25 protein-coding genes and 1 pseudogene are annotated in these 24,907 nt (G+C 72.3%); 14 read left to right on the forward strand and 12 right to left on the reverse strand.

Going from position 1 to position 24,907, the window contains the following annotated elements:
• Positions 1–26 precede the first annotated feature (26 nt).
• Both LDL48_RS24030 and LDL48_RS24035 read right to left on the reverse strand, forming a co-directional pair.
• A complete protein-coding gene (locus tag LDL48_RS24030) occupies positions 27–770 on the reverse strand; it encodes an SDR family oxidoreductase (protein WP_225257471.1) in 744 nt (247 codons plus the stop codon).
• Positions 771–822: 52 nt separating this feature from the next.
• A complete protein-coding gene (locus LDL48_RS24035; RefSeq protein ID WP_225257472.1) occupies positions 823–1,455 on the reverse strand; it encodes a 4'-phosphopantetheinyl transferase family protein in 633 nt (210 codons plus the stop codon).
• A gap of 30 nt (positions 1,456–1,485) precedes the next feature.
• On the opposite strand from LDL48_RS24035, the gene LDL48_RS24040 reads away from it, so the two are divergent.
• Positions 1,486–1,926: a nitroreductase family deazaflavin-dependent oxidoreductase gene (locus LDL48_RS24040; protein WP_225257473.1), complete on the forward strand. Its 441-nt coding sequence runs from the start codon at positions 1,486–1,488 to the stop codon at positions 1,924–1,926.
• Here LDL48_RS24040 and LDL48_RS24045 read toward each other — a convergent pair.
• Genes LDL48_RS24045 through LDL48_RS24060 form a run of 4 tightly spaced genes read right to left on the reverse strand, consistent with a single transcriptional unit; the run spans position 1,907 to position 5,815 of the window.
• Positions 1,907–2,713 carry an ABC transporter ATP-binding protein gene (locus tag LDL48_RS24045; RefSeq protein ID WP_225257474.1) on the reverse strand — a complete coding sequence of 269 codons (807 nt, stop codon included), beginning with the start codon at positions 2,711–2,713 and terminating at the stop codon, positions 1,907–1,909. The two genes, LDL48_RS24040 and LDL48_RS24045, sit on opposite strands and share 20 nt — an antisense overlap.
• Complete coding sequence (locus LDL48_RS24050) at positions 2,710–3,744, reverse strand: FecCD family ABC transporter permease (RefSeq protein ID WP_225257475.1); 1,035 nt, start codon at positions 3,742–3,744, stop codon at positions 2,710–2,712. The genes LDL48_RS24045 and LDL48_RS24050 overlap by 4 nt, the downstream gene beginning before the upstream one ends.
• Positions 3,741–4,811, reverse strand: coding sequence for a FecCD family ABC transporter permease (locus LDL48_RS24055; protein ID WP_372472191.1), 1,071 nt, complete (start codon positions 4,809–4,811; stop codon positions 3,741–3,743). The genes LDL48_RS24050 and LDL48_RS24055 overlap by 4 nt, the downstream gene beginning before the upstream one ends.
• Positions 4,808–5,815 (reverse strand): ABC transporter substrate-binding protein, encoded by a 1,008-nt coding sequence (locus LDL48_RS24060; RefSeq protein ID WP_225257476.1) that lies wholly within the window; start codon positions 5,813–5,815, stop codon positions 4,808–4,810. Before LDL48_RS24060 ends, LDL48_RS24055 begins: the two co-directional genes overlap by 4 nt.
• Before the next feature lie 160 nt (positions 5,816–5,975).
• On the opposite strand from LDL48_RS24060, the gene LDL48_RS24065 reads away from it, so the two are divergent.
• Both LDL48_RS24065 and LDL48_RS24075 read left to right on the forward strand, forming a co-directional pair.
• Entirely contained in the window at positions 5,976–6,560 is a 585-nt protein-coding gene (locus tag LDL48_RS24065; RefSeq protein WP_504785841.1) for an NsdA family TPR-like regulatory protein, read from the forward strand.
• Between the two features lie 266 nt (positions 6,561–6,826).
• Positions 6,827–7,972: a DUF5925 domain-containing protein gene (locus tag LDL48_RS24075; protein ID WP_225257478.1), complete on the forward strand. Its 1,146-nt coding sequence runs from the start codon at positions 6,827–6,829 to the stop codon at positions 7,970–7,972.
• Between the two features lie 633 nt (positions 7,973–8,605).
• On the opposite strand, the gene LDL48_RS24080 is transcribed toward LDL48_RS24075, so the two are convergent.
• On the reverse strand, positions 8,606–8,896 hold the full coding sequence (locus tag LDL48_RS24080; RefSeq protein ID WP_225257479.1) for a DUF1540 domain-containing protein: 291 nt from the start codon (positions 8,894–8,896) through the stop codon (positions 8,606–8,608).
• A gap of 208 nt (positions 8,897–9,104) precedes the next feature.
• On the opposite strand from LDL48_RS24080, the gene LDL48_RS24085 reads away from it, so the two are divergent.
• Complete coding sequence (locus LDL48_RS24085) at positions 9,105–10,223, forward strand: glycoside hydrolase family 26 protein (RefSeq protein ID WP_225257480.1); 1,119 nt, start codon at positions 9,105–9,107, stop codon at positions 10,221–10,223.
• 146 nt (positions 10,224–10,369) lie between these two features.
• A complete protein-coding gene (locus tag LDL48_RS24090; protein WP_225257481.1) occupies positions 10,370–12,157 on the forward strand; it encodes an IPT/TIG domain-containing protein in 1,788 nt (595 codons plus the stop codon).
• 291 nt (positions 12,158–12,448) lie between these two features.
• Here LDL48_RS24090 and LDL48_RS24095 read toward each other — a convergent pair whose 3' ends face one another.
• Entirely contained in the window at positions 12,449–13,162 is a 714-nt protein-coding gene (locus tag LDL48_RS24095) for a hypothetical protein (RefSeq protein WP_225257482.1), read from the reverse strand.
• Between the two features lie 130 nt (positions 13,163–13,292).
• Here LDL48_RS24095 and LDL48_RS24100 point away from each other — a divergent pair, with 130 nt between their 5' ends.
• Positions 13,293–14,234 carry an aldo/keto reductase gene (locus LDL48_RS24100; RefSeq protein ID WP_225257483.1) on the forward strand — a complete coding sequence of 314 codons (942 nt, stop codon included), beginning with the start codon at positions 13,293–13,295 and terminating at the stop codon, positions 14,232–14,234.
• A gap of 46 nt (positions 14,235–14,280) precedes the next feature.
• A complete protein-coding gene (locus LDL48_RS24105; protein ID WP_225257484.1) occupies positions 14,281–15,120 on the forward strand; it encodes a patatin-like phospholipase family protein in 840 nt (279 codons plus the stop codon).
• A 51-nt stretch (positions 15,121–15,171) separates the two neighbouring features.
• Here LDL48_RS24105 and LDL48_RS24110 read toward each other — a convergent pair whose 3' ends face one another.
• Together LDL48_RS24110 and LDL48_RS24115 are read right to left on the reverse strand one after the other, a co-directional pair.
• On the reverse strand, positions 15,172–16,626 hold the full coding sequence (locus LDL48_RS24110) for an RICIN domain-containing protein (RefSeq protein WP_225257485.1): 1,455 nt from the start codon (positions 16,624–16,626) through the stop codon (positions 15,172–15,174).
• 222 nt (positions 16,627–16,848) lie between these two features.
• Positions 16,849–17,493, reverse strand: coding sequence for a hypothetical protein (locus LDL48_RS24115; protein ID WP_225257486.1), 645 nt, complete (start codon positions 17,491–17,493; stop codon positions 16,849–16,851).
• Positions 17,494–17,612: 119 nt separating this feature from the next.
• On the opposite strand from LDL48_RS24115, the gene LDL48_RS24120 reads away from it, so the two are divergent.
• Genes LDL48_RS24120 through LDL48_RS24140 form a run of 5 tightly spaced genes read left to right on the forward strand, consistent with a single transcriptional unit; the run spans position 17,613 to position 20,472 of the window.
• Entirely contained in the window at positions 17,613–18,140 is a 528-nt protein-coding gene (locus LDL48_RS24120; RefSeq protein WP_225257487.1) for a SigE family RNA polymerase sigma factor, read from the forward strand.
• Positions 18,137–18,844 carry a hypothetical protein gene (locus LDL48_RS24125; RefSeq protein WP_225257488.1) on the forward strand — a complete coding sequence of 236 codons (708 nt, stop codon included), beginning with the start codon at positions 18,137–18,139 and terminating at the stop codon, positions 18,842–18,844. The genes LDL48_RS24120 and LDL48_RS24125 overlap by 4 nt, the downstream gene beginning before the upstream one ends.
• 49 nt (positions 18,845–18,893) lie before the next feature.
• On the forward strand, positions 18,894–19,493 hold the full coding sequence (locus LDL48_RS24130; RefSeq protein WP_225257489.1) for a sulfite oxidase-like oxidoreductase: 600 nt from the start codon (positions 18,894–18,896) through the stop codon (positions 19,491–19,493).
• A complete protein-coding gene (locus tag LDL48_RS24135; RefSeq protein WP_225257490.1) occupies positions 19,463–20,215 on the forward strand; it encodes a ferredoxin reductase in 753 nt (250 codons plus the stop codon). Before LDL48_RS24130 ends, LDL48_RS24135 begins: the two co-directional genes overlap by 31 nt.
• 2 nt (positions 20,216–20,217) lie before the next feature.
• A complete protein-coding gene (locus LDL48_RS24140; RefSeq protein ID WP_225257497.1) occupies positions 20,218–20,472 on the forward strand; it encodes a DUF6510 family protein in 255 nt (84 codons plus the stop codon).
• Positions 20,473–20,485: 13 nt separating this feature from the next.
• Here LDL48_RS24140 and LDL48_RS24145 read toward each other — a convergent pair whose 3' ends face one another.
• Positions 20,486–20,884, reverse strand: coding sequence for a hypothetical protein (locus tag LDL48_RS24145; RefSeq protein WP_225257491.1), 399 nt, complete (start codon positions 20,882–20,884; stop codon positions 20,486–20,488).
• Between the two features lie 191 nt (positions 20,885–21,075).
• On the opposite strand from LDL48_RS24145, the gene LDL48_RS24150 reads away from it, so the two are divergent.
• A complete protein-coding gene (locus LDL48_RS24150) occupies positions 21,076–21,873 on the forward strand; it encodes an SGNH/GDSL hydrolase family protein (protein WP_225257492.1) in 798 nt (265 codons plus the stop codon).
• Between the two features lie 888 nt (positions 21,874–22,761).
• On the opposite strand, the pseudogene tuf reads toward LDL48_RS24150, so the two are convergent.
• Positions 22,762–23,948: pseudogene (gene tuf / locus LDL48_RS24155) on the reverse strand (elongation factor Tu).
• 356 nt (positions 23,949–24,304) lie between these two features.
• Here tuf and LDL48_RS24160 point away from each other — a divergent pair.
• Complete coding sequence (locus LDL48_RS24160; protein ID WP_225257493.1) at positions 24,305–24,835, forward strand: hypothetical protein; 531 nt, start codon at positions 24,305–24,307, stop codon at positions 24,833–24,835.
• Positions 24,836–24,907: the final 72 nt, after the last annotated feature.

The following is a 24,907-nucleotide window of genomic DNA, read 5'->3' on the forward strand; positions in this document are numbered from 1 at the left end:
CGGTCAGGCGACGCCGCCGTTGACGGTCACGCGACACCGCCGTTGACGTACACGGTCTGGCCGTTGACCCATCGGCCCGGGCCGGCCAGGAACGAGACCGTCTCGGCGATGTCCGCCGGCTGCCCGAGGCGTTCCATCGGGTTCATCTTCGCCATCCGGTCGATCGTCTCGTCGTCCTTGCCGTCCAGGAACAGCGCGGTCGCCGTCGGGCCGGGCGCCACCGCGTTCACCGTGATGTCGCGGCCGCGCATCTCCTTGGCCAGGATCGGGACGAGCCCCTCCACGGCCGCCTTGCTCGCCGCGTACGCCGCGTAGGTGGGCAGGCTGAGCCGGGTCACCGAGGTGGAGAAGTTGATGATGGCGCCGCCGGCCCGGACCCGGTTGGCGGCGGCCCGGTCCACCACGAACGTGCCGCGGATGTTCGTCCGGTGCATCCGGTCCAGGTCGTCCAGGTCCAGTGTGGCCAGCGGCGACAGCACCATCAGGCCGGCCGCGTGCACGACCACGTCCACGCCGCCGTACTCCCGCTCGGCCGTCTCGAACAGCTCCTCCACCGCGGCCTCGTCGGCGACGTCGGCCCGGACCGCCACCGCGCGACCGCCCGCCGCCTCGATGGTCGCGACCGCGGCCGCGGCCTCCTTCTCGTTGCCGGCATAGCCGACCACGACGGCCATGCCGTCGGCGGCGAGCCGTTCCGCGGCGGCGCGGCCGATGCCGCGGGACCCGCCGGTGACGATCGCGACGCGGCTGGTGATCCGGTTGTCGGACATGACGCCTCCCCTGGTTTCACTGCTAACACCAACACCGTATCACCGCTAACGGTCACACCGCGATGGCCGCCACCACGATGCCGTCCTCCACCCGGAACCGCCCGGACACCTCCGTCCACGGCCCCGGCACCAGCAGCCGCACGGTGAACCGCGCGTCGTCCGGCGTGAACGACACCGCCGCGTCCAGGAAACCGAGCCACTCCCCGGTCCGCGGCGACCACACCTTGTACATGCACTCCTTGGCGCAGAACAGCAACCGGTCCCAGTGCACGGCGGGTTCGCGCCCGGCCAGGTCGTCCAGGTGGTCCCGTTCCGCGTCGCTGGCCACCAGGCGGGACACGCCGTCCGGCAGCGGCTCGTGCACCTCGGCGTCGATGCCCAGCCCGCCGACCACACCGGCCGGGGCGACCGCCACCGCCCGGTAACCCTGGCAGTGCGTCATGCTGCCGACCACCCCGTCCGGCCAGACCGGCGCACCGCGGTGCCCGCGCAGGATCGGGACCGGCGGATGACCCAGTTCGGCGAGGCCGCGCCGGGCCAGGTGCCGCACCGTGGCGAACTCCGCGCGCCGCCGCGGCACCGCGCGCGCCACCAGCTCCGCCTCCTCGGGGAACAGCGTGGGGTCGGCGGGATCGGTCCGGGTTTCCACGGCGCGGACGCCGGCCGGAAGAATGCTTTCGATCACGGCCCCGATCCTGCGGCATACACTTCGACAATGCCACTCTCCGGTGAGTACGCACCCAGTTCGGCGAGCTGGGCCCGCAAGCAGGCCGAGCAGTACGAGGCGTCGAACGGCGCCGCCGCCGACACCATCCAGGGCCGCCCGATCATCGTGCTCACCTCGGTCGGCGCCCGGACCGGACTCCTGCGCAAGACCGCGCTGATGCGGGTGGAGCACGACGGCGAGTACGCGGTGGTGGGCTCGCTGGGCGGCGGGCCGAAGAACCCGGTCTGGGTGCACAACCTGCGCGCCCACCCGCACGTCGAGCTGCAGGACGGCGACCGGAAACACGACTACACGGCGCGCGAGGTGTCCGGCGAGGAGTACGAGCTCTGGTGGGAACGGGCGGTGGCCGCGTTCCCGACCTACGCGTCGTACCGGGAGAAGACCGACCGGCTCATCCCGGTCTTCGTCCTCACCCGCCGGCCGGCGTAGCCCGCCGCGCGGTGCGGCCGGCCGGCACCACCAGCGGCGTGCCGGTCTGTGGGTCCGGGATGACCTCGCAGGCCAGCCCGTACACCGACCGCACCAGCTCGGCCGTGACCACCGCCCCGGGTTCGCCCTCCGCGACGATCGCGCCGTCCTTCATGGCGATCAGGTGGGTGGCGTACCGGGCGGCCTGGTTCAGGTCGTGCAGCACCGCGACCAGCGTGCGGCCGGCGTCGTTGAGGTCCGCGCACAGGTCCAGCACGTCCATCTGGTGCGCGATGTCCAGGTACGTGGTCGGCTCGTCGAGCAGCAGGATGTCGGTCTGCTGGGCCAGCGCCATGGCCATCCACACCCGCTGCCGCTGACCGCCGGACAGCTCGTCCACCGCACGGTCCGCCAGGTCGGTCACCCCGGTCGCGTCCAGGGCCGCGGCGACCTGCTGCTCGTCCTCGGGCGTCCACTGCCGCAGCAGCTTCTGGTGCGGATAGCGGCCCCGCGCCACCAGGTCGGCGACCGAGATGCCCTCCGGCGCCACCGCGGTCTGCGGGAGCAGGCCGAGCCGCCGGGCCACCTCCTTCGCCCGGTACGACGAGATCGCCGCGCCGTCCAGCACCACCGCACCCGCCCGCGGCGCGAGCAGCCCGGACAGCGCCCGCAGCAGCGTCGACTTGCCGCACGCGTTCGGCCCGATGATCACCGTGAACGACCCGTCCGGGATCCGCACGCCGAGACCGGTGGCGACGACGCGCCGGTCGTACGCCAGGGTGAGATCGGTGCCCGCCAACCGTGTCACGTCGTGCCTTTCCGCCACTGCAACGACAACAACCAGGCCAGGTACGCCCCGCCCACCGCGCCGGTCACCACGCCGACCGGCAGCTGGGCCGGCGCCAGCAGCCACTGCGCCAGCAGGTCGCTCAGCACCAGCAGCACCGCACCGGTGAGCGCCGACGGCAGCAGTTGCAGCCCGGCCGCGCCGGTGAGCCGGCGGGCGATCTGCGGCGCGGACAGCGCCACGAACGCGACCGGGCCGGTGGCCGCGGTCGCCACCGCGCAGACCGCCACGGCCAGGCCGACGAGCGCCATCCGGGACCACCGCACGGGTACGCCGAGCGCCCGCGCCACGTCGTCGCCCATCTCCAGCATCCGCAGCCGCCGGCCGAGCAGCAGCAGCGGCACCGCCAGCACGAGCAGCGCCAGGCCGAGCAGGCGCGCGTACTCCCAGGTGCGCCCGTTCAGCGTGCCGACCAGCCACACCGTGGCGGCGGTCGCCTCCTCCAGGCGGGCGCGGCTGATCAGGTAGCTGTTGACCGCCACCAGCATGGCCGCGATGCCGATGCCGACCAGCACGATCCGGCGGATCCCGCCGCCGCCGAGCGCGGCCAGCCCGTACACGACGATCGCGGTCAGCACCCCGCCCGCGATCGCGCTTCCGGCCGCCACGCCGGGACCGGCGCCGAACACCAGGATGGCCAGCACCGCCCCGGAGGCCGAGCCGGTGGTGAAGCCGATGATGTCCGGGCTGCCCAGCGGATTGCGCGACAGGCTCTGGAAGACCGCGCCGGAGAGGCCGAACGCGGCACCGGCCAGCAGGCCCACACTGATCCGCGGCAGCCGCAGGTCCAGCAGCAGGAACCGGTCGGCGCGCCGGCCGCCGCCGGTGAGGATCTCGGCGATGTCGGCGGGCGGAAGGCGTACCCCGACGCCGACCACCGCGACCCCCGCGGCGAGCATCGCCACCACGACCAGGGCCGCGGCCACGCCGACGGTACGCAGGTCCAGGCGCAGCGCCACGCCGGGCGCCCGCAGCGGTATCCGGCGCCTCACAGCGGCACGATCCGGCGGCGCAGGATCACGGCCAGGAACACCGGCGCCCCGAGCACCGCCGTGACCAGGCTGACCTGCAGTTCGCCCGGCCGGGCCAGGACCCGGCCGAGGACGTCGGCGATCAGCAGCAGCGTCGGGGCGAGGATCACCGAGTACGGCAGCAGCCAGCGCTGGTCCGGCCCGACCAGGGCCCGCGCGATGTGCGGCACGGCCAGCCCGACGAACGCGATCGGTCCCGCCGCCGCGGTCGCCGCCCCGCACAGCAGCGTGATCGAGACCGCGCTCAGCACCCGGGTGCGGTTGAGGTTCGCGCCCAGCGCCCGGGCGGCGTCCTCACCCAGCGCGATGACGTTCAGCGACGGGCCGAGGGCCAGCGCGAGCAGCATGCCGGCCACGATGAACGGCGCGACCCCGGCCACCACGTCGAGGTCCCGGCCGGCCAGCGAGCCGACCGTCCACAACCGGTAGCGGTCGAACGTGGTGGAGTCGAGCAGCACCACCGCGTTCGTCACGGCCAGCAGCGCGGCGCCGACGGCCGCGCCGGCCAGGGCCAGCCGCTCCGGCGACGCACCGGAGCGGCCCCGCGAGCCGAGCAGGTACACCAGGACGAAGGCGCCCGCCGCACCGGCGAACGCGAACCAGATGTAGCCGGTGAGCGTGCCCACCCCGAGCACCCGGATGGCCATCACCACGGCCACCGAGGCGCCCGCGTCGATGCCGAGGATGCCCGGGTCGGCGAGCGGGTTGCGGGTCAGCGCCTGCATCAGCGCGCCGGCCACGCCCAGCGCCACGCCCACGGCGAGGCCGAGCAGCGTACGCGGGAGGCGCAGGTCCCGGATGATCGTGAAATCCTCGGCACGGGCCGGATCGGTCACCTGGCCGTCCAGCGCATCGAGCACCGTACCCAGCGGAATCGACTTGGTCCCGATCGCGATGCTCAGCGCGGTGACCGCGGCCAGCGCGGCCACCGCGACTCCCAGGCCGAGGCCGCGCGTGGTCAGCCCGCCGCGGGCGCGGACCCGCGCCTCGGCGGGGGCGTACCCGGCGCGCTCGGCCGCGGTGGTCACGCCAGGGCGTCCTTGACCAGCGGGACGAACTTCTCGATGGTGTACGGCGTGCTCAGCACGGAGTTCGTGGAGAACGCGTTGACCAGGTCGGCGTCGTCGATGATGAGCAGCCGGCCGGCCTTGGCGGACGGGATGCTGTTCAGCACCGCGTCCTTGCGCAGCTCCGCACCCGCGCCGATGCCGAAGACCACGGTGAGATCGGCGTCGAGCAGGCTGACCCGCTCCTTGGAGATCTCGGCGTAGAACGAGGCGGGCTTCAGGGCCTCGATCTGCGGCGAGTTGGTGAAGCCGAGCGCCTCCATGAACTGGACCCGGCCGTCGCCCCGGGTGTACGCGCCGTACTGGCCGCCGAACGCCGCCGCCACGCAGACCTTCTTGCCGGCGAAACCGGGGTTGGCCGCCTTCGCGTCGGCGAGCGCCTTGTCGTTCGCGGCCACCAGCTTCTCGCCCTCCGCGCGCCGACCCAGCGCCTCGGCGATCAGGATCGTCTGGTCCTTCAGCGTGGTGCCGTACGGCTGGGTGCCGGCCGGACCGGACAGCGTGGGCGCCAGCTTCTCCAGCTGCTCCCAGGTCTCCTTCTTGTTGTCCGACTTGGCGAGCGTGACCAGATCCGGCCGCAGCCCCGCGACCGCGTCGAAGTTGATCTCCGGGCCCTTGAGCACCTGCGGCTTCGCCCCGTTCAGGCGGTCCTTCGCCCACGGGCCGACGCCCTCCGGCCACGCCTGGAACCAGTCCAGCACCCCGACCGGCACGACGCCGAGGGCGAGCAGCGCGTCCGCGTCCGCCCAGCCGAGCGAGACGACCCGTTCCGGCGTGGCCTCCACCGTGGTCGTACCGAACTGGTGGGTGACCGTGGCGGGGAAACCGCCGGCGGCGGGTCCGGACGAGGTGCCGCCCGCCGGGCTGTCGCTGTTCTCGTCGCCGCAGGCGGCGAGCAGGCCGGCGGCCGCGGCGCCGACCGCGCCGAAGAGCAGGCCACGGCGGGTGAGGGGACTGCCGGTCATCGTGAACTCCTGATCATGAGGTTAGGTATGCCTCACCTTAGCGGCGTTTCCGGATCATGAAAATGCGGGTCGCCGCAGGTGACGTGGCTTACCCGTCCGCGACGACGCATCGGCTCACCGCACCGAACCGCCCCCGCCCGACCATGTCGCGCACTCGCATATGCGCGAAAGGGGCAGGAGCCTCTCGAATCAGGATCTCCCCATCCTGGGCTCGCGGCACGGCTGCTGGCGATGCAGGCCCGCGGCCAGGCCATCGACGGCGACCACGACCGCTGCATCGAGCAGCTTCCGGAATGCCGAGCGGACGCTGGCCACGCAGCCGTCCATTGTGGCCTCGCCGTGGGCCAGTGTCTTCGACGAGGCATCGCTGGCAGCCGAAGCAGCACGGTGCTTCGGACGACTCGGCCAGCTTGATGCCGCACGCCGCCAGGCGGCACGGATTCTTGAGCTTCGACCGCCGGAGCGTGTTCGCAGCAGGGCCTTCGCCCAGGTGATGCTGGTCTCGAGCCTGATCTCCCAAGGTCGCGTCGACGAGGCCTGTGCCATCGCCCACGAGGTACTGGGCCAGACCCGGGCGCTCGGCTCCGTACTCGTGGCGAAGCAGTTGGAAGATCTCGGCCACCTTTTCGCGCCGTTCAAGCGGAACCCCGACATCGCAGCGTTCATCGAGTTCCTGCAGGACGAACTGCGTGAACGCCTGCTGTCGCCGGTCGGGACCGATCGATCCGGCACGGGAGCCTCGTGACCTCCGACCGGCCGCTCCATCAACGCGACCCCGAGGCTTGGCAGGCCCATCTGGCCGAGGGGAACCGCACGCAGCCTCGAAACGGGTGAGTGCGGACGTCCTCTTCCGGGACGAGGCTGAGCGCATCCTGCTGGTCGACCCGCGCTACAAGCCGGATGGGGATCTGCCCGGCGGCATGGCCGAGGCCAACGAGCCGCCGCTGGACGCGGCGCGGCGCGGCGCGAAAACCGCTGTGCCGGACGGGCAATCCGGACGATCATGGATGGATGCGTACCCCCCATCAGTCCGTCGACCGGCTCGGCAGCCGCCCCGTGGAGGCGGCCGTCGCGCCGGCCGCCCCCGCCGCCCTGCCGCTGTCCGCCGCCGTCGACGACGGCGATCGGCTGGTGGACGTCATCGACCTGCTCGCGCTGGACGCGTTCGTCACCGGCCGGGAACCGTTCGGCCGCACCGCTTATCTGGACAACGTCCGCGCCGACGCGCCACTCACCACCGACGACGCCCGGGTGGTCCGGGACGCCGTCGAGGAGGACGGGCACGGCCGCCTCGCCGTCGGCGACGGCTGGACCCTGCACGTCACCCGCTGGCGGCAGAGCCGGCGCGCCCGCGTCACGGTGACCGCGACCACCGCCGAACTCGCCGAGTCGGTGCTCGCCACCGCCACCGCCGGCGCGGTCGAGGAGCCGGAACCGGCCTCGGACAGCGTGCCGATCGGCTTCTGGCACTACGGTCCGCATGGGCCGCGCCGGGTGTCCCGCGAGATCGACGCCGCGCCGTGGGACCGGATCCGCGGCAACTACGCCGAACCGGTGGCACAGACGCTGGAACGCCTGATGACCCTGGACGGCACCGCGGTCAACGGCCGCCTGCTGCTGCTGCACGGCGAACCGGGCACCGGCAAGACCACGGCGCTGCGGGCACTGGCCCAGCAGTGGCGTGCCTGGTGCCAGGTGGACTGCGTCCTCGATCCGGAGCGGTTGTTCGCCGACCCGGCGTACCTGATGGGGGTCGCCCTGGGTGGTGGCGACGACGACGAGCCGAAGTGGCGGCTGCTGCTGCTCGAGGACTGCGACGAGCTGATCAGCGGGTCCGCGAAGGCGAGCGCCGGGCAGGCCCTGTCCCGGCTGCTCAATCTCACCGACGGGCTGCTCGGCCAGGGTCGCCACGCGCTCATCGCGATCACCACGAACGAGGATCTGACGTCGCTGCACCCCGCGGTGGTCCGGCCGGGACGCTGCCTGGCGAGCATCGCGGTGGGGCGTCTGCCGTACGCGCAGGCGGCGCGGTGGCTGGGCACGCCGGCCGGGATCGGCCCCGACGGCGCGACGCTGGCGGAGCTGTACGCGCTCAGGACCGGCGCACAGCCGGTGACGGTGCCCGAAACCGCTTCCGCCACCGGCATGTACCTGTAGCGCCGGCCGGCCTGCGCCCGGCGTCGGTCCGCCTGCGCTCGGCGTCGGTCGGCCCGCGCTCGCCGGCGTCAGCGGGCTGCCAGGTCGGCCAGGACGCCGAGTTGGCGGACAAATCGGTCAGCGTGCGCGCTATGGCGACCCGGTTCCACCGCACAGCGGGTTTCTGTCGCAGGCGGCAATGGGCCGCAACCAGCCGCGTGGAACTCCGGCGACAACCACACCCGTGCTCCCCACGCCCGACCGCCGCTGGCCGGCCGTGCGGAATTGCGGCACACAGCGCACCCAGTCTCCCCACGCCCGGCACCACCCACCGCGCCGTGCGGAATTGCGGCACACAGCGCACCCAGTCTCCCCACACCTGACACCACCCACCCCGCCGTGCGGAATTGCGGCACACAGCGCACCCAGCCTCCCCACACCCGACACCACCCGCCCCCGCCGCGCGGAACTCACAGAACGCAACTGAACGCCCACCCGCCGCCGCACAGGCCGAACCTGCCGCGGAGCGCCACACAAGCCCCGCGGAAACGCAGATCGGGACGGCGCGTTACGTCCGCCGGAATGCGCAATCCCGTACCGAACGGAATGAGCCCGCCACCCGGAGAAGGTAGCGGGCTCCATTTTAGGTAAGGCTTACTTTGGCTGATAAGTCAGGCAGTCGGCGAGATCCGGCCCGGAACCGACACTGATCGCCGGCGCCCGGCATTCCAGGTCGCTGTTGTACATGCACTCCGACCGCTTGCACGCGCCGACCTGCGCCAGCACCTGCCCCATACCGCCCTTGACCTCGGATTCCACGTACGTGTCGCACTCCGAGTGGGCCCGCCCGATGGTGATCGCGAACGCGGTACAGCCGTCGTGGTTGTACCCACATTCGCTGACTGTGCACTGCTGCACCCGCGGCATTTCCAGCATCTGCGTCATGGCGTGGACCTCCTATTGTCGTCGTCGACTCCGACCACGGTAAAGCATTTCCGGCTCAATCGCAGAACGCCGCAGCGACAATTTCCGGAGACCTTGAGGAAGGTAAGCCTTCCTTTATCGGCGCGTGCGCGGCGGGTCGGGCACCGTCGGCCGGGGGCGGCTGGCACAGTGGGGGAACTGCCCGCCGCACCGAGGAAGGGTCCGCACGATGGCCGACGCACCGAATCGGGGCCGGCGGATCGCCTGGTTCGCCGCGGCCGCCGCCGCGCTCCTGCTCGCGGGTCTGGGTGTGGTGGTCGCGCTGGACCCGGCGGAGCCGGATGCGCCGGTGGCCGGGACCGCGTCGACGCCGGGCGCCAGCCGGTCGGCCTCGTCCCCGCCGTCCCGCTCGGCCCGGGCGCTGATCGCCCGGCCCCGCACGGCCGGCGACTGGCCGGGGGCCAACGGCCTGTCCGGTGTCAACGGATACCCGATTCTGGACACCGCGAGCGTGACCTCGTTCTGCGCCGCCCGCGGGCGGCCGTGTCAGATCGCGCAGACCTACACGGACCGGACGTCGTACGAGTCGATGACCCGGGGCAGCGACTGGACGTTCGAGTTCTTCGACGACTTCCCGGGTGCGCTGGTCATCTCGCAGGGCCTGGCGCCGACCGGCGGCGAGGCGGAACTGCCGCGCTGCGCGGCCGGTGTGTACGACGAGCACTGGCGGGACTTCGGCCGCCTGATGGTGCGGCACGGGCGGGGCGATTCGGTGGTACGCCTGGGCTGGGAGTTCAACGAGCGCACCATGCCGTGGCGGGCGGTCGACACGCGGGCGTACGTGGAGTGCTACCGCCGCGCCGCGGACCGCATCCGGGAGACGAACCCGGACGTCCTGCTGGACTGGACGATCAACGCGCACAGCTCGCCGGACGGGCTCTGCGGCGGCCGGAGCACGAACTGCTACCCCGGCGACGGGTACGTGGACATCATCGGGATCGACAACTACGACCACTACCCCTGGTCCCCCGACAAGGCCGCGTTCGACGCCACGGCGGCCCGGCCGGAGGGGCTGACCTGGCTGTTCGAGTTCGCCCGTACCCGGGGCAAGCCGTTCTCGGTGGGCGAGTGGGGTGTGGTGCCGACCGGCGACGCGGGCCGGGAGAATCCGCCGTTCGTGCGCTGGATGCACGAGTGGTTCGCGGCCCGGGCCCCGCATCTGGCGTACGAGGCGTACTTCGTCGACTGCGGCGCGGACAGCGTCCAGTCGAGCCTGTTCCGGACGGAGCCGGAGTGCGCCCGCAACAGTGGGTCGTCCGCGGCGTATCGGACCTTCTGGGGTTCCTAACCGGGTTGAATCCACTCAACTTCGTCACTCTGGGCAATTGCTGATAAACGCCAAGTTACGCTCCAGCGAGATGGCCCGGCGATGTTCCTCATCCGCGGGCCCACCCATCCCACAGACGGTTCCTGGTAACCGTAGGAGGACCTCGCATGCGCAAGTCCCATCCCCGTCGGGGACCCCGGCTCTTCCGAGCCGGACTGGCGACGGCCGCCGCCGTCATCCTCGTGGTAGCCGGTGTGCAGACACCCGCCTTCGCGACGAACACGCCGTTCACGATCACCCCGAGCACCGGACCGCTGGGCGGCAACACGGTGATCGCGGTCGCCGGCACGAACCTGCTCACCGGCGTGACCGCGCCCGCCGCGCGGTTCATTGCCAACGCCACCGGAACCACGACCTGTCCGGCCACGCTGGGTACCGTCTCGGCGACCAATATCGCGGCCTCTGCGGCCACCAAGAACACCGACAACGACGGTACGGTCACCACGCCGAACACGCTCGCGCTCGGCAGCTACCGGGTCTGCCTCTACACCAGCTCCGCCGCCGCGGCCGTGCTGGAGGGCACCTCGACCACCCTGTACGTGGTGGCCGCCGCGGCACCGGTGCTCAGCCCGTCCGCCGGTCCGGTGTCCGGTGGCAACTCGATCACGCTGACCGGCCCCAGCGGGGCGCCGTACCTGACCACCGCGACCACGGTCGGCGCGGCGTTCACCACGGCGTCCACCTGCCCGGCCACCTACACGACCACGGCGCCCAACATCGTCGCCTCGACGGTCACGAGGACGTCGACCTCGGTGGCCACGTTGACCGTGCCTTCCGGCTTGGCGCTGGGCACCAACTACAACATCTGCGTCTACAACGGCGCGGTGGCGGGCACCAGCGTTCTGATCGGTAAGAGCGCCACGGCCTACGGCACGCTGACCGGGCTGACCCTGAGCCCGACGGTCGGACCGAGCGGTGGCACGAACACGATCACCGCGACCGCGGCCACCGCCGTGCTCAGCGGCGTGACCTCGCCGGCCGTCACGTTCACCGAGGGCTCCTGCTCGGCCACCTACACCGGCACCGGCGCCTACATTCCGTCGACCACGGTCACCAAGATCTCCAACACCAAGGTCGTGGTGCTCGTGCCGACCGGCGTGGTCCTCGGCGGCGGCGAGAACACCGAGGAGTACAGCGTCTGCGTGTACGCCGGCAACACCGGCACGGACGCGCTGATCGCGGCCCCGGGCTCCTACACGATCGCACCCACCCTGACCGTCACCGGCGTCTCGCCGGCCGGCGGCCCGGCGCAGGGCGGCAGCCTGGTGACGATCGCCGGCGGCGGCTTCCCGTACCCGGCGGACGAGGACACCGTGATCAGCGCCTCCATCGGCGGCGCGCCGCTGGAGAACATCGAGGTTCTCTCCGCGAGCGCGATCCGGGGCACGACGACGGAGCGCGCGCCGGGTCTGGCGTCGGTCAGCGTGACCACGGCGGCGGGTACGAAGACGCTCGCCGACGCGTTCACGTTCTCGTACGGCATCTCGGTGGAGCCGAACACCGCACCCACCAACACCACGCCGTACGTCGACATCCTGGGTGTGGGCTTCGACGGCCTGACCTTCGGCACCGGTAACCCGAACACCGGTGGCGCCCGGGTGTTCCTGGTGAACGACAGCTACAGCAACCTCGCCGACAGTGGCACGCCGGCCAACTACGCCACGCCGCCGGTCACCGAGTGCACCGGAGTGCTGAAGATCGACGACAACGAGATCATCTGCCAGCTGCAGCTGGTCAGCACGCTCAACCCGGCCGGCACGGTCAACACGACGGACGTCGTCAACGGCACGTACACCATCGCCGTGGTGAGCAACAGCGCGGTCGCCGCGACGCTGACCTCCAGTAGCGTGTCGATCATCTCCAGCGGCTCGACCTTCACGGTCTCGCCCTACTGATCCGACCGAGCACCACGTGAGCGGCCCGGGGCTGACGCCCCGGGCCGCTTCGTGTCGGCCACTATGCGGTCCGGGCGGCCGCCGTCAGGCGCTCGGCGTACTCGTCGACGGTCCGGGCCGCCGCCCAGCCAGGCCGCCGCCCAGCCAGGCCGCAGCTCGGCCGGCTCCGCGCCGAGGCCGTACATCTGCCGGTCGGCGGGGCCCTGCAGCCAGACGCCGTCGGTGTACGGGGCGAACAGCGAACGGCAGCCGGCCCGGAGCGAAAGCTCCGGGCCGGTTGCCGTACCTCACTCAGAGCTGGTTCCACGCCCTGGTCAGCGCCGCCACACTGGCCTGTTTGGACGGGCGCTTGTGGTGGTTCACGGCGAGCGTGTAAACGCTCTTCGTCGCGCTGGTCCGCCAGCACAGCAGCAGCGTGGGCCGTTCCCGGGCGGGCGCGTTCGGGCTGAGCCGGATGGTCTGGCTGCAGCGCGCCGCGCCGACCTTCTCGCCCTTCAGCCCGCTCACCCAGCCCAGCTCGCGCTGCCCGGCGAGGTTGCCGGCGGCCGACACCACCCGCAGCATCCCGGCCGCATCGGACGGCGCGCCCGACTCGGTGACCTTCACGTCGGCGTCCGAGAGCGGGGCACCCGGCCCCACGGGCGCACGTTTCACGTTGTCCGTGGCCTTCGCCGCCGCGCCCTTCAGCGCGTCGATGATTTCGGCGGTGGTCCGCGGCCGGGGCTTGGCCGTGGTGGCGGCCGGCGCCGGAGACGGCGCGGCCTTGGCCCCGGCCGGGGTGCGGGCCGGCCCGGGACTCGGGGAGTCCGCGGTGGCGGCCGGAGGCGCGCCGTCCGCCGGCGGTTCGAGCGGCGCCGACGCCCCGGCGTCGGCGGTCACGGCCGCCGGCTCGTCGGTGAGGTGGTCGGTCATCAGGAAGGCCCCGCCGCCGAGGACGGCGGCCAGCCCCACCACGCCGGCCACGGCCGTCCGGCGCCGGCGGGGGGACCGTTCTGGTCTGCTCATGGAAAATCCTTTGCGGGTCTCGACTGGGTCGCCCCCGCTCTCGCGGCGGCAGCCCCGAACCCTCATGGTCGCAAGAATCGGGACATAGCGGACCGGAACCCGTAACCCGACCGGCGCTAGCGTGGTGCCCATGACTGAACAGCGACCCTTCGGCACCACCGGCATCCAGGTCAGCGCGATCGGCCTGGGCGCCTGGCAGCTCGGGCGCTCGCGGGAATGGCCCACCGGCCCGGAACCGGACGAGGCGGTCCGCATCGTGCATGCCGCGCTCGACGCCGGTGTCACGTTCGTCGACACCGCCCCGGGGTACGCCCAAGGCCAGAGCGAGCTGAACCTGGGCCGCGCCCTGGCCGGCGTACACCGGGATGCCGTGGTGTTGTGCACCAAGGTGGGCCACACGCCGGACGGCGGCACCGACTTCTCCCCGGACGCCATCGTCGCGTCCGTGCGGGGCAGCGCCCAGCGCCTCGGCGTCGACCACCTGGACATCGTGGTGCTGCACAACCCACCGCCCGGCGTGATCGACAGTGCGGAGCACTACGCCGTGCTGGAACGGCTGCGCGACCAGGGGCTGATCCGCGCCTTCGGCGCGTCCGTGGACCGCTGCGACGAGGTCGACACGGTGCTGGCCTCGGGGCGGGCCGACGCCCTGGAGGTACGCCTCTCCGCGCTCTACCAGGAGCCACGGCCGGCGGTCGAACGGGCCCACCGGCGCGGTGCCGGGGTGGTCGTCAAGGTGCCGCTGGAGTCCGGCTGGCTCTCCGGCCGGTACACCGCGGACAGCACGTTCACCGACGTCCGGGCCCGCTGGTCACGGGCCGACGTGGCGCTGCGCGCACACCTGGTGGACGAGTTCCGGGCCCTGCTGCCCGAGGGCGTGAGCACGGTGGCGGGCGCGCTGCGGTTCCTGCTCGCCGACGACGCCGTCTCCACCGTCATCCCGGGTACCCGCAGCGTGGAGCACCTGCGGTCCAGCGTCGTCGCCGCCGCCGAGCCGCTGCCCGCGGAGACGGTCACCGCGATCCGGGCCTGGTACGCGGACCGGATCGGCGCCCAGCCGCTGACCTGGTGACCGCCCCGCGCGGGCCGCGACCACGACGTCGTGTTGGGATCACCGCATGACCATCGGGAAACGGGCACTGGTACTCGGCGGCGGCGGCGTCACCGGCGTCGCGTGGGAGATCGGGCTGTTGCACGGGCTGGCCGAACTCGGCGCCGACCTCTCCGGCGCCGACCTGTTCGTCGGCACGTCGGCCGGTTCGGTGGTGGCCGCCCAGATCACCGGCGGTACGCCGCTCGACCGGCTGTTCGCCGCGGAACTCGCCGACACCAGCGGCGATCGCAACGCGGCGATCGGTTCCGCCGTACTCCTGCGGTTCGTCGTCTCGTCGCTCCACCCCGGCGACCGCCGGCGCGGGCGGGCCTGGCTCGGGCGGGCCGCCCTGCGGGCGAAGACCGTGCCGGAGTCGGAGCGGCGCGACGCCATCCGGGCGCGGGTGCCGCACGACGACTGGCCGGAGACCCCGCTGCGGGTACCGGCGGTGGTGGCCGCCACCGGCGAGGTGGTGGTGTTCGACCGGGACAGCGGGGTGTCGCTGATCGACGCGGTGGCGGCCAGCTGCGCGGTCCCCCTGGTCTGGCCGCCGATGACGGTGAACGGCGTCCGGTACATCGACGGCGGCGTCCGCTCGATCGCCAACGTGGACCTGGCCCGTGGGTACGGCCGGGTGGTGGTGATCGCGCCGGCCACCGCCGCGGTGCGCCGCGCGGACCGGCCCGCCGCGCAGGCGACCGCGCTCGGCCCGGACGTCCGCAGCGCGGTGGTCAGCCCGAGCCGGGCCGCGCTCGCCGCGATCGGCCGGAACCCGCTCAGCCCCGACCGCCGCGCCGAGGCCGCCCAGGCGGGCCGGACGCAGGCGGCCGAGGTGATCGAACGGATCGGCCGCGCCTGGTCCTAGGGCGGGCATCACCGTCGTACCCGTGCCCGTCCACCTGGCTTGCGCCGGCTTTCAGGCGCGGGACCACGACTGGTTGGAGCCGCCCGTACAGTCCCACAGTTGTACGCGCGCGCCGTTCGCGGTGCCGTTCTGCGCCACGTCGAGGCAGCGTCCGGAGCCCACCCCGGTGATGGTGCCGTTGCCGTTGAGGGTCCACTGCTGGTTGGTGCCGCCGTTGCAGTCGTAGATGCCGACCGCGGTGCCGTTCGCGGTACCGGTGCCCCGGGCGTCGAGGCACTTGTTGCCGTAGACCCGCAATTCCCGGGCGGAGGTGGCGGCCCATTGCTGGTTCGTGCCCGTGCCGCAGTCGTAGATGGCGACCTGGGTGTTGTTGACGGTGCTGGCGGCGGGAACGTCGAGGCAGCGGCCCGAGCCGGTGTTGCGCAGCCGGTTGCCGGGCACCGGCTCCGGAACCGGGTCGGTGCCGGTCAGTCCCCAGGCGTACCGCAGTCGGCCGGCGCCGCTGGCGTTGGGGGTGGTCAGGGACAGGTCGGTGCCGGTGCCCTGCAGCTTCTGCATGGCGTACCAGTCGTCGTTCTGCCCGGCGGTGATCTTGCCACCGATACCGGGCCAGTAGACCGAGCCCATGCCGAGTTCGCGGAGCACCTGGGTGGTGGCGCGGAAATAGCGGACGAAGTTGTCGGTGCTGGTGGCGTCGTCGTAGTTGAGGCCGGTGTCCATGGGCGCGCCGAACTCGTCGATGACGGTACGGCCGGCGCAATTGCCGATGGCGTCCCTCAGGTAGTTCACCCACGCGTCGTAGGTTTTCGCACCGCTGAAGAACGTGTAATGGTGCAGGGACAGGTAGGTCCCGTCGAAACGGCTGTCGGCGCACATGGTCCGGATGTCCTGGTTGAACCCGGAGCCACTGATGAAGATGCGGTTGCGGGGTACCGACGGCCGCGCGGCGAGCCATGCCGCGGCCACGTTCTTCCACTCGGCGGCGGTGTAGCCGTGCGGCTCGTTCATCGGCTCGAAATGCACCAGGGAATGGGTGCCGTACTTCTCCACGACGGTGTTCCACATGGCGTTGAAAGCACCCGTGTCGGTGAGGCGGCCACCGGTGGACGCCCTGCCGTCGTCCCAGTACGAGAGGATGACCTTCAGGCCCAGAGCGGTGGCCGAGTCGACGACGCCGGTGTAGGAGTCCCACCACGGCGTACCGACGGAGTAGGTGTTGATCGGCAGCCGGAGGGTGTTCGCGCCGAGATTGCGCTGGAAGCCGGCGAGGACGGCGTCCGCCTTGGCCCGCACGGTAGCGTAGCTGTCGCCACTGCTCAGTCCGTACAGGACCAGCGGCCCGCCGGTGAAGTTGTCGCCGGCGCGGGCCCAGTTGACGCCCTGGAACTGGTTCGTCGCCGCCGCCGCGCTCGGCGCGACGGCCAGCAGGGCCAGGGGGATCGCCGCGAGTGCCGCCACGGCGCCGGCCAGCGCCGGACGGAAACTCGGAACACGTCGTCGGATCATGGGTGCTCCCGGGTCCTGGGTGCGTTACGAATTACATTGACTGTCGGCAATATAGCCAGAGTGTTCCCCGCTTTACAAGCGAAACGAAACACCCAGTCAGGCAGTGCGGAACGCCTCGGCATAACACTTTTCGGAAAGCGACTTACCGCCATTTCGTCGTCGAACCGAGTGCTGGGCCGGATCGTGGCCCGGCTGATCCGCCGGGCCACAATGGCCGACCGGCTAGCCGACGCCCACGCCGTTGTGGCCGGCGGGCAGCTTCGTGCCCTTCGCGTCGTACGCGGTGAGGCCGGTGAGCTGCTTGCCGGTCGGCGCGAACCAGAAGAACGACACCCGCGGGTCCTCGCTCCACCGGGCGAGTTTCGCGGTCACCGTCTTGCCGCCGTGCTTCGCGGTGATCCGGGTGACCGGGCCGGCGTAGTAGCCGAACGTCGGCTGCCCCGGCCCGTTGGCGCCCTGCACGGCGTGGAACCCGGGCGCGTCGTCCGGCCCCACGACCTCGTTGGCCATCACCTCCGCGGTGAGCGTTCCGTCCGCGCGGCGGGAGCCGAGCATCACGCCGAACGTGGTTTTCGGCAGGTCGGCCGAGTCCACCGCGACGGCGTAGAGCACGTAGCGGCCCTCTGCCGCCGGCAGCCCGGTGTCGACCGGCGTGCCGAGCGGGGTCCGGCTCTCCGGGTCCGCCTCCTCCGGCGCGCCGGGGCGGTCCGCCGGCGCGGAGGGGGCCGGCGCCGCGGCACCGAAGGCGATCGCCCCGCCGCCGTCGGTGTGGGCCGCGTTGGCGACGACGGTGCCCGCCGAGATGACGGCCACGCAGGCTGCCGCCGCCCCCACGGAGTACAGCCACCGGTTCCTTCTGCTTTCCATGCGTTCCCCTCAGGATGGGTGTGGTGTGGTGCAGAAAACGAGACGGCCGGGGACGGCGGAAAGTTGCGGCAACCTTTCCCGCCCCCCGCTCGTAGTAACCCGCGTGGGAAAGCAGACGTATGGCGCGCGGTGACGACGAGTTCGTGGCGTTCGCCCAGGCCAGCTCGGGACGGCTGCAACATGCGGCGTACCTGCTGACCGGCGACCGGCACGACGCCGAGGACGCCGCGCAGTCGGCGCTGGTCCGCACGTACGCGGCGTGGAGCCGGGTCCGCCGGCGGGACGCGTACGCCTACGCCCGGACCGTGCTGGTGAACCTGGTGATCGACCAGTGGCGCCGCCCGGTCCGCGAGTACCCCACCGAGGACCTGCCCGAGCAGGCCGCGCCGCGGGACCTGGCCGACGACGTGGCCCGGCGCCGCTGGCTGATCGAGGCACTGGACGCGCTGAGCCCGCGCGAGCGTGCGGTCATCGTCATGCGGCACTACCTGGACCTGCCCGAGGCCGAGGTGGCCCGGGAGATGGATCTTTCGGTCGGCACGGTGAAGAGCCTGAACTCCCGCGGACTGGCGAAGCTGCGCCTCCCCGCCCAGCGGGACGCCCGGCGCGAGGCACGGCGGGACGCGGAGACGGGAGTACGGAAGTGAACGACCTCGAGGAACTGCGGGACGCGCTGCACACCCCGCCCGGCTTCACGCCGCGCGCGCTGGACCTGGACGCGGTGATGACCGCCGGCGGGCGGCTGCGTCGGCGCCGTCGCCTGGCCACCGGTGCGGGTGCCGCCCTCGCCGTCGCCGCGCTGCTGGTGGGCGGCGGGCAGATGGTCGGCGGCGGTGCGGTGCCGGACCGTCCGGGTGACGCGCCGGCCGCCGCCCGGCCGGAGGTCTCGACTCCCGGCCGGCCGGCGGACATGCTCGGCGATCCGGTCCCGACCGGGCTGCCGGCCGGCACCGGGGAGTACGTGCTGTACGGCCGGACGATCGACGACGACGCCCTGCCGGACACCACGTTCGGGATGATGCTGGCCGTCCGCGGCCCGGCCGGTGACCTCACCGACCGGGTGATCGCCAACGAGGTCGTCGGGCCGGACACCGCGCCCGGGTTCCACGCCGTGCAGGGCGCCAACGGGCCGGGAGAGCCGACGTTCGGCTACTACGTCGGCCCGGCCACCCGGATCACCGCGAAATACAGCGGCCGTACCGTGACCGCGAAGCAGGCCCGCTGGAGCGCGGACGCCCGGGTGATCTTCTTCTGGTTCGCGCCGACCGACGGCCAGCTCAAGATGCTGACCGCGTACGACGCGGACGGCAAGAAGCTGCCCGCCGGCCACAACGTCGTGGGTGTGGGCTGAACCTCCGAAGGCTGTCGCGGGCGGTGCTCGTGCGGTTTACTGCTCAACCATGGGCATCATCTCCCGCGGCTTCGGCGGCCGGCGGCGCGAGTCGCGGCCCGAACTGCCGCCCGGGCAGTACCTCGCACACGACTTCCCGGTGCTCTCCGCCGGGCCGACCCCGCGGGTCCCGCTGGACCGGTGGCAGTTCACCGTGACCACCGAGATCGGCGCGAAGCAGAGCTGGACCTGGGCCGAGTTCCAGCGGCTGCCGGCCGAGGACGTGACGGTCGACCTGCACTGCGTCACCAAGTGGTCGAAACTGGACACCGCCTGGCGCGGCGTCTCGCTGGACACGCTGCTGGCCGACGTGGAGACGTCGGCCGACTACACGCTGGTGCACGCCCACGGCGGCTACACCACCAACGTGCCGCTGGAGGATCTGCTCGACGGCAAGGCCTGGGTGGCGTACCAGTACGACGGCGAGGACCTGGCGGCCGAACACGGCGGCCCGGCCCGGCTGCTGGTGCCGCACCTGTACCTCTGGAAGTCGGCCAAGTGGGTGAGCGGCCTCCAGCTGCTGACCGAGGACGAGCCCGGCTTCTGGGAAGAGGCCGGCTACCACAACTACGGGGACCCATGGCGCGAGCAGCGGTATCAGGGCGACTGACCTGGCGGGTCGCGACGGTCGCCGGGACCCGGTGGGAGACGCCGACGGCCCGGACGCTGGTGCTGGACGTACCGGACTGGCCCGGGCACCTGCCCGGTCAGCACGTCGACGTGCGACTGACCGCGCCGGACGGGTACCGCGCCCAGCGCAGCTACTCGATCGCATCGGCGTGGACCGGCGACGGCCCGGTGGAGCTGACCGTGCAGCGCCTGGACGACGGCGAGGTCTCGCCGTACCTGACCGACGAGGTGACCGACGGCGACCAGCTGGAGCTGCGCGGGCCGGTCGGCGGCTGGTTCGTCTGGCGGCCGGAGCAGACCGCGCCGGTGCTGCTGGTGGCCGGCGGCTCCGGCCTGGTGCCGCTGATGGCGATGATCCGGGCCCGCGGCGCGGTGCGCGGCCGGCAGCCGTTCCGGCTGATCTGTTCGGTACGCACCCCGCGGGATCTGCTGTACGCCGACGAACTGGCCCGCCGGGTCCGCGACGACCCCGGTCTCGACGTCCGGTACGTCTACACCCGGCAGACCCCGGACGGCTGGCCCGAGCCGGCCAAGCGGATCAGCGTGGCGACGCTCAACAGCCACGGCTGGCCGCCGGACTTCGGCCCGGACTGTTTCGTCTGCGGGCCGACCAGCTTCGTGGAGACCGCCGCGGACATTCTCGTCGCGCTCGGGCACGACCCTCGCAAGATCAGGACCGAGCGGTTCGGAGGTACGGCGTGAGCATGCTGGACGGCAACGCCCTGGCCGGTGACCTGCGCGAGGTTTTCGCGGCCGACGTCACCACCGCGCTCTACACGTGCGGTGGCTGCGGCCACGCCGACGTGATCGCGACCCTGCACCTGTGGGGGCCGGCGCCCGGCCAGGTGGCCCGCTGCCCGCACTGCACGGACGTGGTGCTGCGCCTGGTGCAGACGCCGGACCGGTTGATCCTCGACCTGCGCGGCACGGTGCGCCTGGAGATCCCGCGGGCCGGCTGACCGGCCGGCGGGGTCAGTCCCGGAAGGCGCCGCGCAGCCGCTGGGCCAGGCTGATCGGCGGGCGGGCCGGAGCACCGGTGCGCGGGGGCGGCCCGGCTGCCGGGGGCGCGCCGGGACGGGACCGGCCGATCGGCTGGTCGTAGTCGGCGCCCGCGATCGCCTCGATGATGTCGGCCTCGCCGAAGTTCTCCGAGCCCGGAATGGACGGCACGAACCCGACCAGGATGCCGTTGCGCATGATCTGCGCCTCGAGCCCCGCGGTGCCGTCGTTGTCCCAGATCGCCTCGCGCCCGTCCGGCAGCGCCACCCGGATGCCGTACCGGGTGATCCCGGCGTGCGGCAGCTTCACATGGGCGAAGACGTTGCGGGAGCGCAACGTCTTGACCACCCGGCGAGCGCGTTCCTCATCCATGACATGACGCTAGCCAGCCCGCCTGTGCGCACGCTGAGGGGCGCCTGAACAGACGATGAGAGGAGGACATCGACGCATATTACTACGCGGTAACCAGCGTGTCACCGTGTTTCTTTCCCCGTGACCTTGACTTACTCTTCGGTAACCGGAGCGCTTCGGCCCCCATCCCCCGCGGACCGGAGGCCATCCCGATGAGCAGACGCATCTCCCCCGTCCTCGCCTGCCTCGTCACGTCCACCCTTCTCACCGTCCTCACCGCCACCCCGGCCGCCGCCGCGTCCGACGTCGACTACCTCGCCCTGGGCGACTCGTACTCGTCCGGCGTCGGCGCGCCCGGCCAGACCGGACTCTGCCTGCGCAGCCCGAACGGCTACCCGGCGCAGTGGGCGGCCCGGCACGATCCCGCGTCCTTCCGCAGCGTCGCGTGCGGCGGCGCGGAGACCGGCGACGTACGCACGCTCCAGGTGCCGTACCTGTCGAGCAGCACCGACCTGGTCACCGTCACGGTGGGCGGCAACGACGCCGGCTTCGCCGACACGGTCATCTCCTGCACGCTGGGCAGTGACGCCTACTGCGCCGGAAAGGTCGCGGCGGCCCGGGCCTACATCACCGGGACGCTCCCCGGTGAGCTGGACCGCACGTACCGGGCGATCCGCGACCGGGCCCCGAACGCCGAGGTGGTCGTGCTCGGCTACCCGCGGCTCTTCGACGTGTCCCGGCCCGGTTGCGGCATCGCCGGCATGAGCCTGGCCAAGCGGCGGGCGATCAACGCGGGCGCGGACGATCTGGCCGCGGTCACCGCGGACCGGGCGCAGGCGGCGGGCTTCACGTTCGCCGACGTACGGGACGAGTTCGACGGCCACGGCGCCTGCGGACCCGGCCCGTGGATCAACGGCCTGGTCGTCCTGCCGCCCACCGACTCCTTCCACCCGAACCGGAGCGGCTACACCAGCGGCTACCTGCCGGCCCTGGAGAACACCCTCGGCTGAACCGGCCGCCGGGCCTTCTCATCCGTCGATTGCGGACGGCTTCAGCGCCGACAGCATGTCGCGAAGATCGCTGGGGTGACACCGGAGGGCCCGCAGGCGCCGTCTCCCCACGAGACGACGTCCGCGATGTCGAGATGCTCGTCGCCGATGTGAACTCCCACCTCCTCGCACCGGCAATTCGGGCGCACCGCCCCAGACTTGGCAGAGTCCAGCGGGAGCGGCGCGTGGCAAGCCGCACCGGCCGCGCCTGGTTCGCGCGGCCGGTGCGTGTGGTTTCCGGGTGCGGCGCGCGCCGCACCTCCACACACCGAGCCCGAGCCGACCGGGCGTGTCGAATTCCGGTGCGCAGCGCACCACCTCGCCACACGCCCTACTCGACGCGAGGGGGTGTGTCGAGTTGCGGCGCGCAGCGAACCGCCTCGCCACTCGCCGGCACCGGGGCGACGGGGTGTGTCGAGTTGCGGCGCGCAGCGAACCGTTCTTCCACGCGAAGCGGCCAGAGGCCCTCGGCCCGCCGGAAGGGCCGCTACCGAGCAGCGGTCGATCGACAACGCCGGCGCTTGCGCCAGCTCCAGCCACCGGAAACATCCGGACCCGCCCACCCCGCGACCGGCCGCGGCACCACCAACTCAGGTCCGCGCAGACGACGTCCCCTCCCCACCGTTTGCACCCCCCCTCAATACCCATGCCACCCGTACCAGACATCGACAAAACCGGTTCCGCGCTTGCGCCGCGCCCATTCGCCACGACCGCGCGAACGGCCCGCGCCACCAGCTTCAGCTCGCCCTGGCTGCCGGGCCGGCCCTCGCCGGCGACCGCATTCCGGACCGGTACGGAGAGATTCCGGTGGGCTCCGGGTGCGGACCACCCGGAGCCCACCGCTCCCCCTCAGTCGAGCACGGCCGTCACCGTGCCGGCGGCGACCGTCCGGCCGCCCTCCCGGACCGCGAAGCCGAGCCCACGTCCATCGCGATCTCCTTGCCCAGGTGCACGGTCAGCTCCACCGTGTCACCCGGCAGCACCATCTCCCGGTCACCCAGGTCGATCGCCCCGGAGACGTCGGTGGTGCGGAAGTAGAACTGCGGCCGGTAGTTCGCCACGAACGGCGTGTGCCGGCCGCCCTCCTCCTTCGTGAGGGCGTACATCTGGGCCCGGAACGTCCGGTGCGGAGTGACGCTGCCCGGCACCGCCACCACCTGCCCGCGCTGCACCTGCTCGCGCTTGATGCCGCGGAGCAGGACGGCGGCGTTGTCGCCGGCCTCGGCGGTCGGCAGCGACTTGCCGAACGTCTCCAGTCCGGTCGCCACGCTGGCCACGGTGGGGCCGAGACCGACCACCTCGACCGGCTCGCCGACGCGCAGCGTGCCGCGCTCCACCTTGCCGGTCACCACCGTGCCCCGCCCGCTGATGGTGAGCACGTTCTCGATCGGCATCAGGAACGGCTCGCCCAGTTCGCGGGGCGGCACCGGCACGTAGGCGTCCACCGCGTCGAGCAGGTCCACCACGGACCGCGTCCACCGCGGGTCGCCCTCCAGCGCCTTGAGCGCGCTGACCCGGACCACCGGCACCTCGTCGCCCGGGAAGCCGTACTCGGTGAGCAGCTCGCGCACCTCCAGCTCGACCAGGTCCAGCAGCTCGGTGTCGGCCACCGAGTCGCTCTTGTTCAGCGCCACCACCAGGTACGGCACCCCGACCCGGCGGGCGAGCAGCACGTGCTCCCGGGTCTGCGGCATCGCACCGTCCTGCGCCGAGACCACCAGGATCGCGCCGTCCACCTGCGCCGCCCCGGTGATCATGTTCTTCACGTAGTCGGCGTGCCCCGGCATGTCGACGTGGGCGTAGTGGCGGTTCGCGGTCTCGTACTCGACGTGGGCGATGTTGATGGTGATGCCCCGCTGCGCCTCCTCCGGCGCCCGGTCGATGCCCTCGAACGCCACGAACCGGTTGGTTGCCGGGTCGCGGTCGGCGAGGACCTTGGTGATCGCGGCGGTCAGGGTCGTCTTGCCGTGGTCGACGTGACCCATCGTGCCGATGTTCAGGTGCGGCTTGGTACGGAGAAACTGGCTCTTCGCCATCGTTGATCAGTCCTCACTGGATGTAAGGCATTACTGGAGGTACGCGCCCGCCTGCCAGAACGGGACGCGCCAGAACCGCGCACGCGGGAGACACCCTTCCCCCGGGTTCTGCTGGCTGGGGAAGGGTCAGACTCGCGTATCGCACACGGGAGCCACCGGCAGGGCGAACCCTGCGGGCAGCTGCAGACCGGGCGCGAACATGGCGATCACGGTAGGCGGTAACGCAGCGACGAGCGACCGAATTCCCGGGCATGCCGGCGGCGATCACCACCGCCGGCTGACGGCTTCCTGACATGGCCCTGCGACTCTGGCCGCCCGCTCAGGGACCGTCCAGGCGGCGAACTCAAGGAGGCACCGTGCGCCGAATCTGCACTCTGACCGCGGCGGTCGTCCTGGCCGTCACGCTGCACGCGTGCGAGTCGTCACCGGACGCCGCGGGCGGAGACGGCAGCAAACCGCAGGTGGCCACGCTGACCAGTGCCGGTGCCACGCCGAGCCCGGAACCGGAGGCGCGGCGGCCTCGCGAGCGGCTGGACATGACCGCCGAGGACGAGGAGGTCCTGTGGGCGCCGTACCACCGGTGCCTGAAGGAGCACGGCTACACCCAGGCGGACGCCAAGATGGCCGGTTTCCACGGTGGAGAACCGGTCGCCGGCCTGGACGCCGGCAAGGTCAAGAAGTTGAAGGCCTGCGTGGACAGGTTCCTGCCGTTGCCGCCGTGGGAACTGGACCCGGCCAATCCGGCGGCCGCGGACTTCGATCACGCCGTCACCAGATGCCTGCAGAAGAAAGGCTTCGACATGGCGGACGACTCGACGGGCAACGTCGCCGAGGTGCTGGACGCCACCAGCGATTGCCGGCTCTCGGTCGCGAAGGACCAGAAGTAGAGCGGTGGGGGCGGGGGGGGCGGGCCCGGGGCCCCCCCCCCCGACACGGCCGGGGGTCTTGGCCCACAAAAA

Source organism: Jidongwangia harbinensis (assembly GCF_020216025.1).
In the GTDB taxonomy this organism is placed as follows: domain Bacteria; phylum Actinomycetota; class Actinomycetes; order Mycobacteriales; family Micromonosporaceae; genus Actinoplanes; species Actinoplanes harbinensis.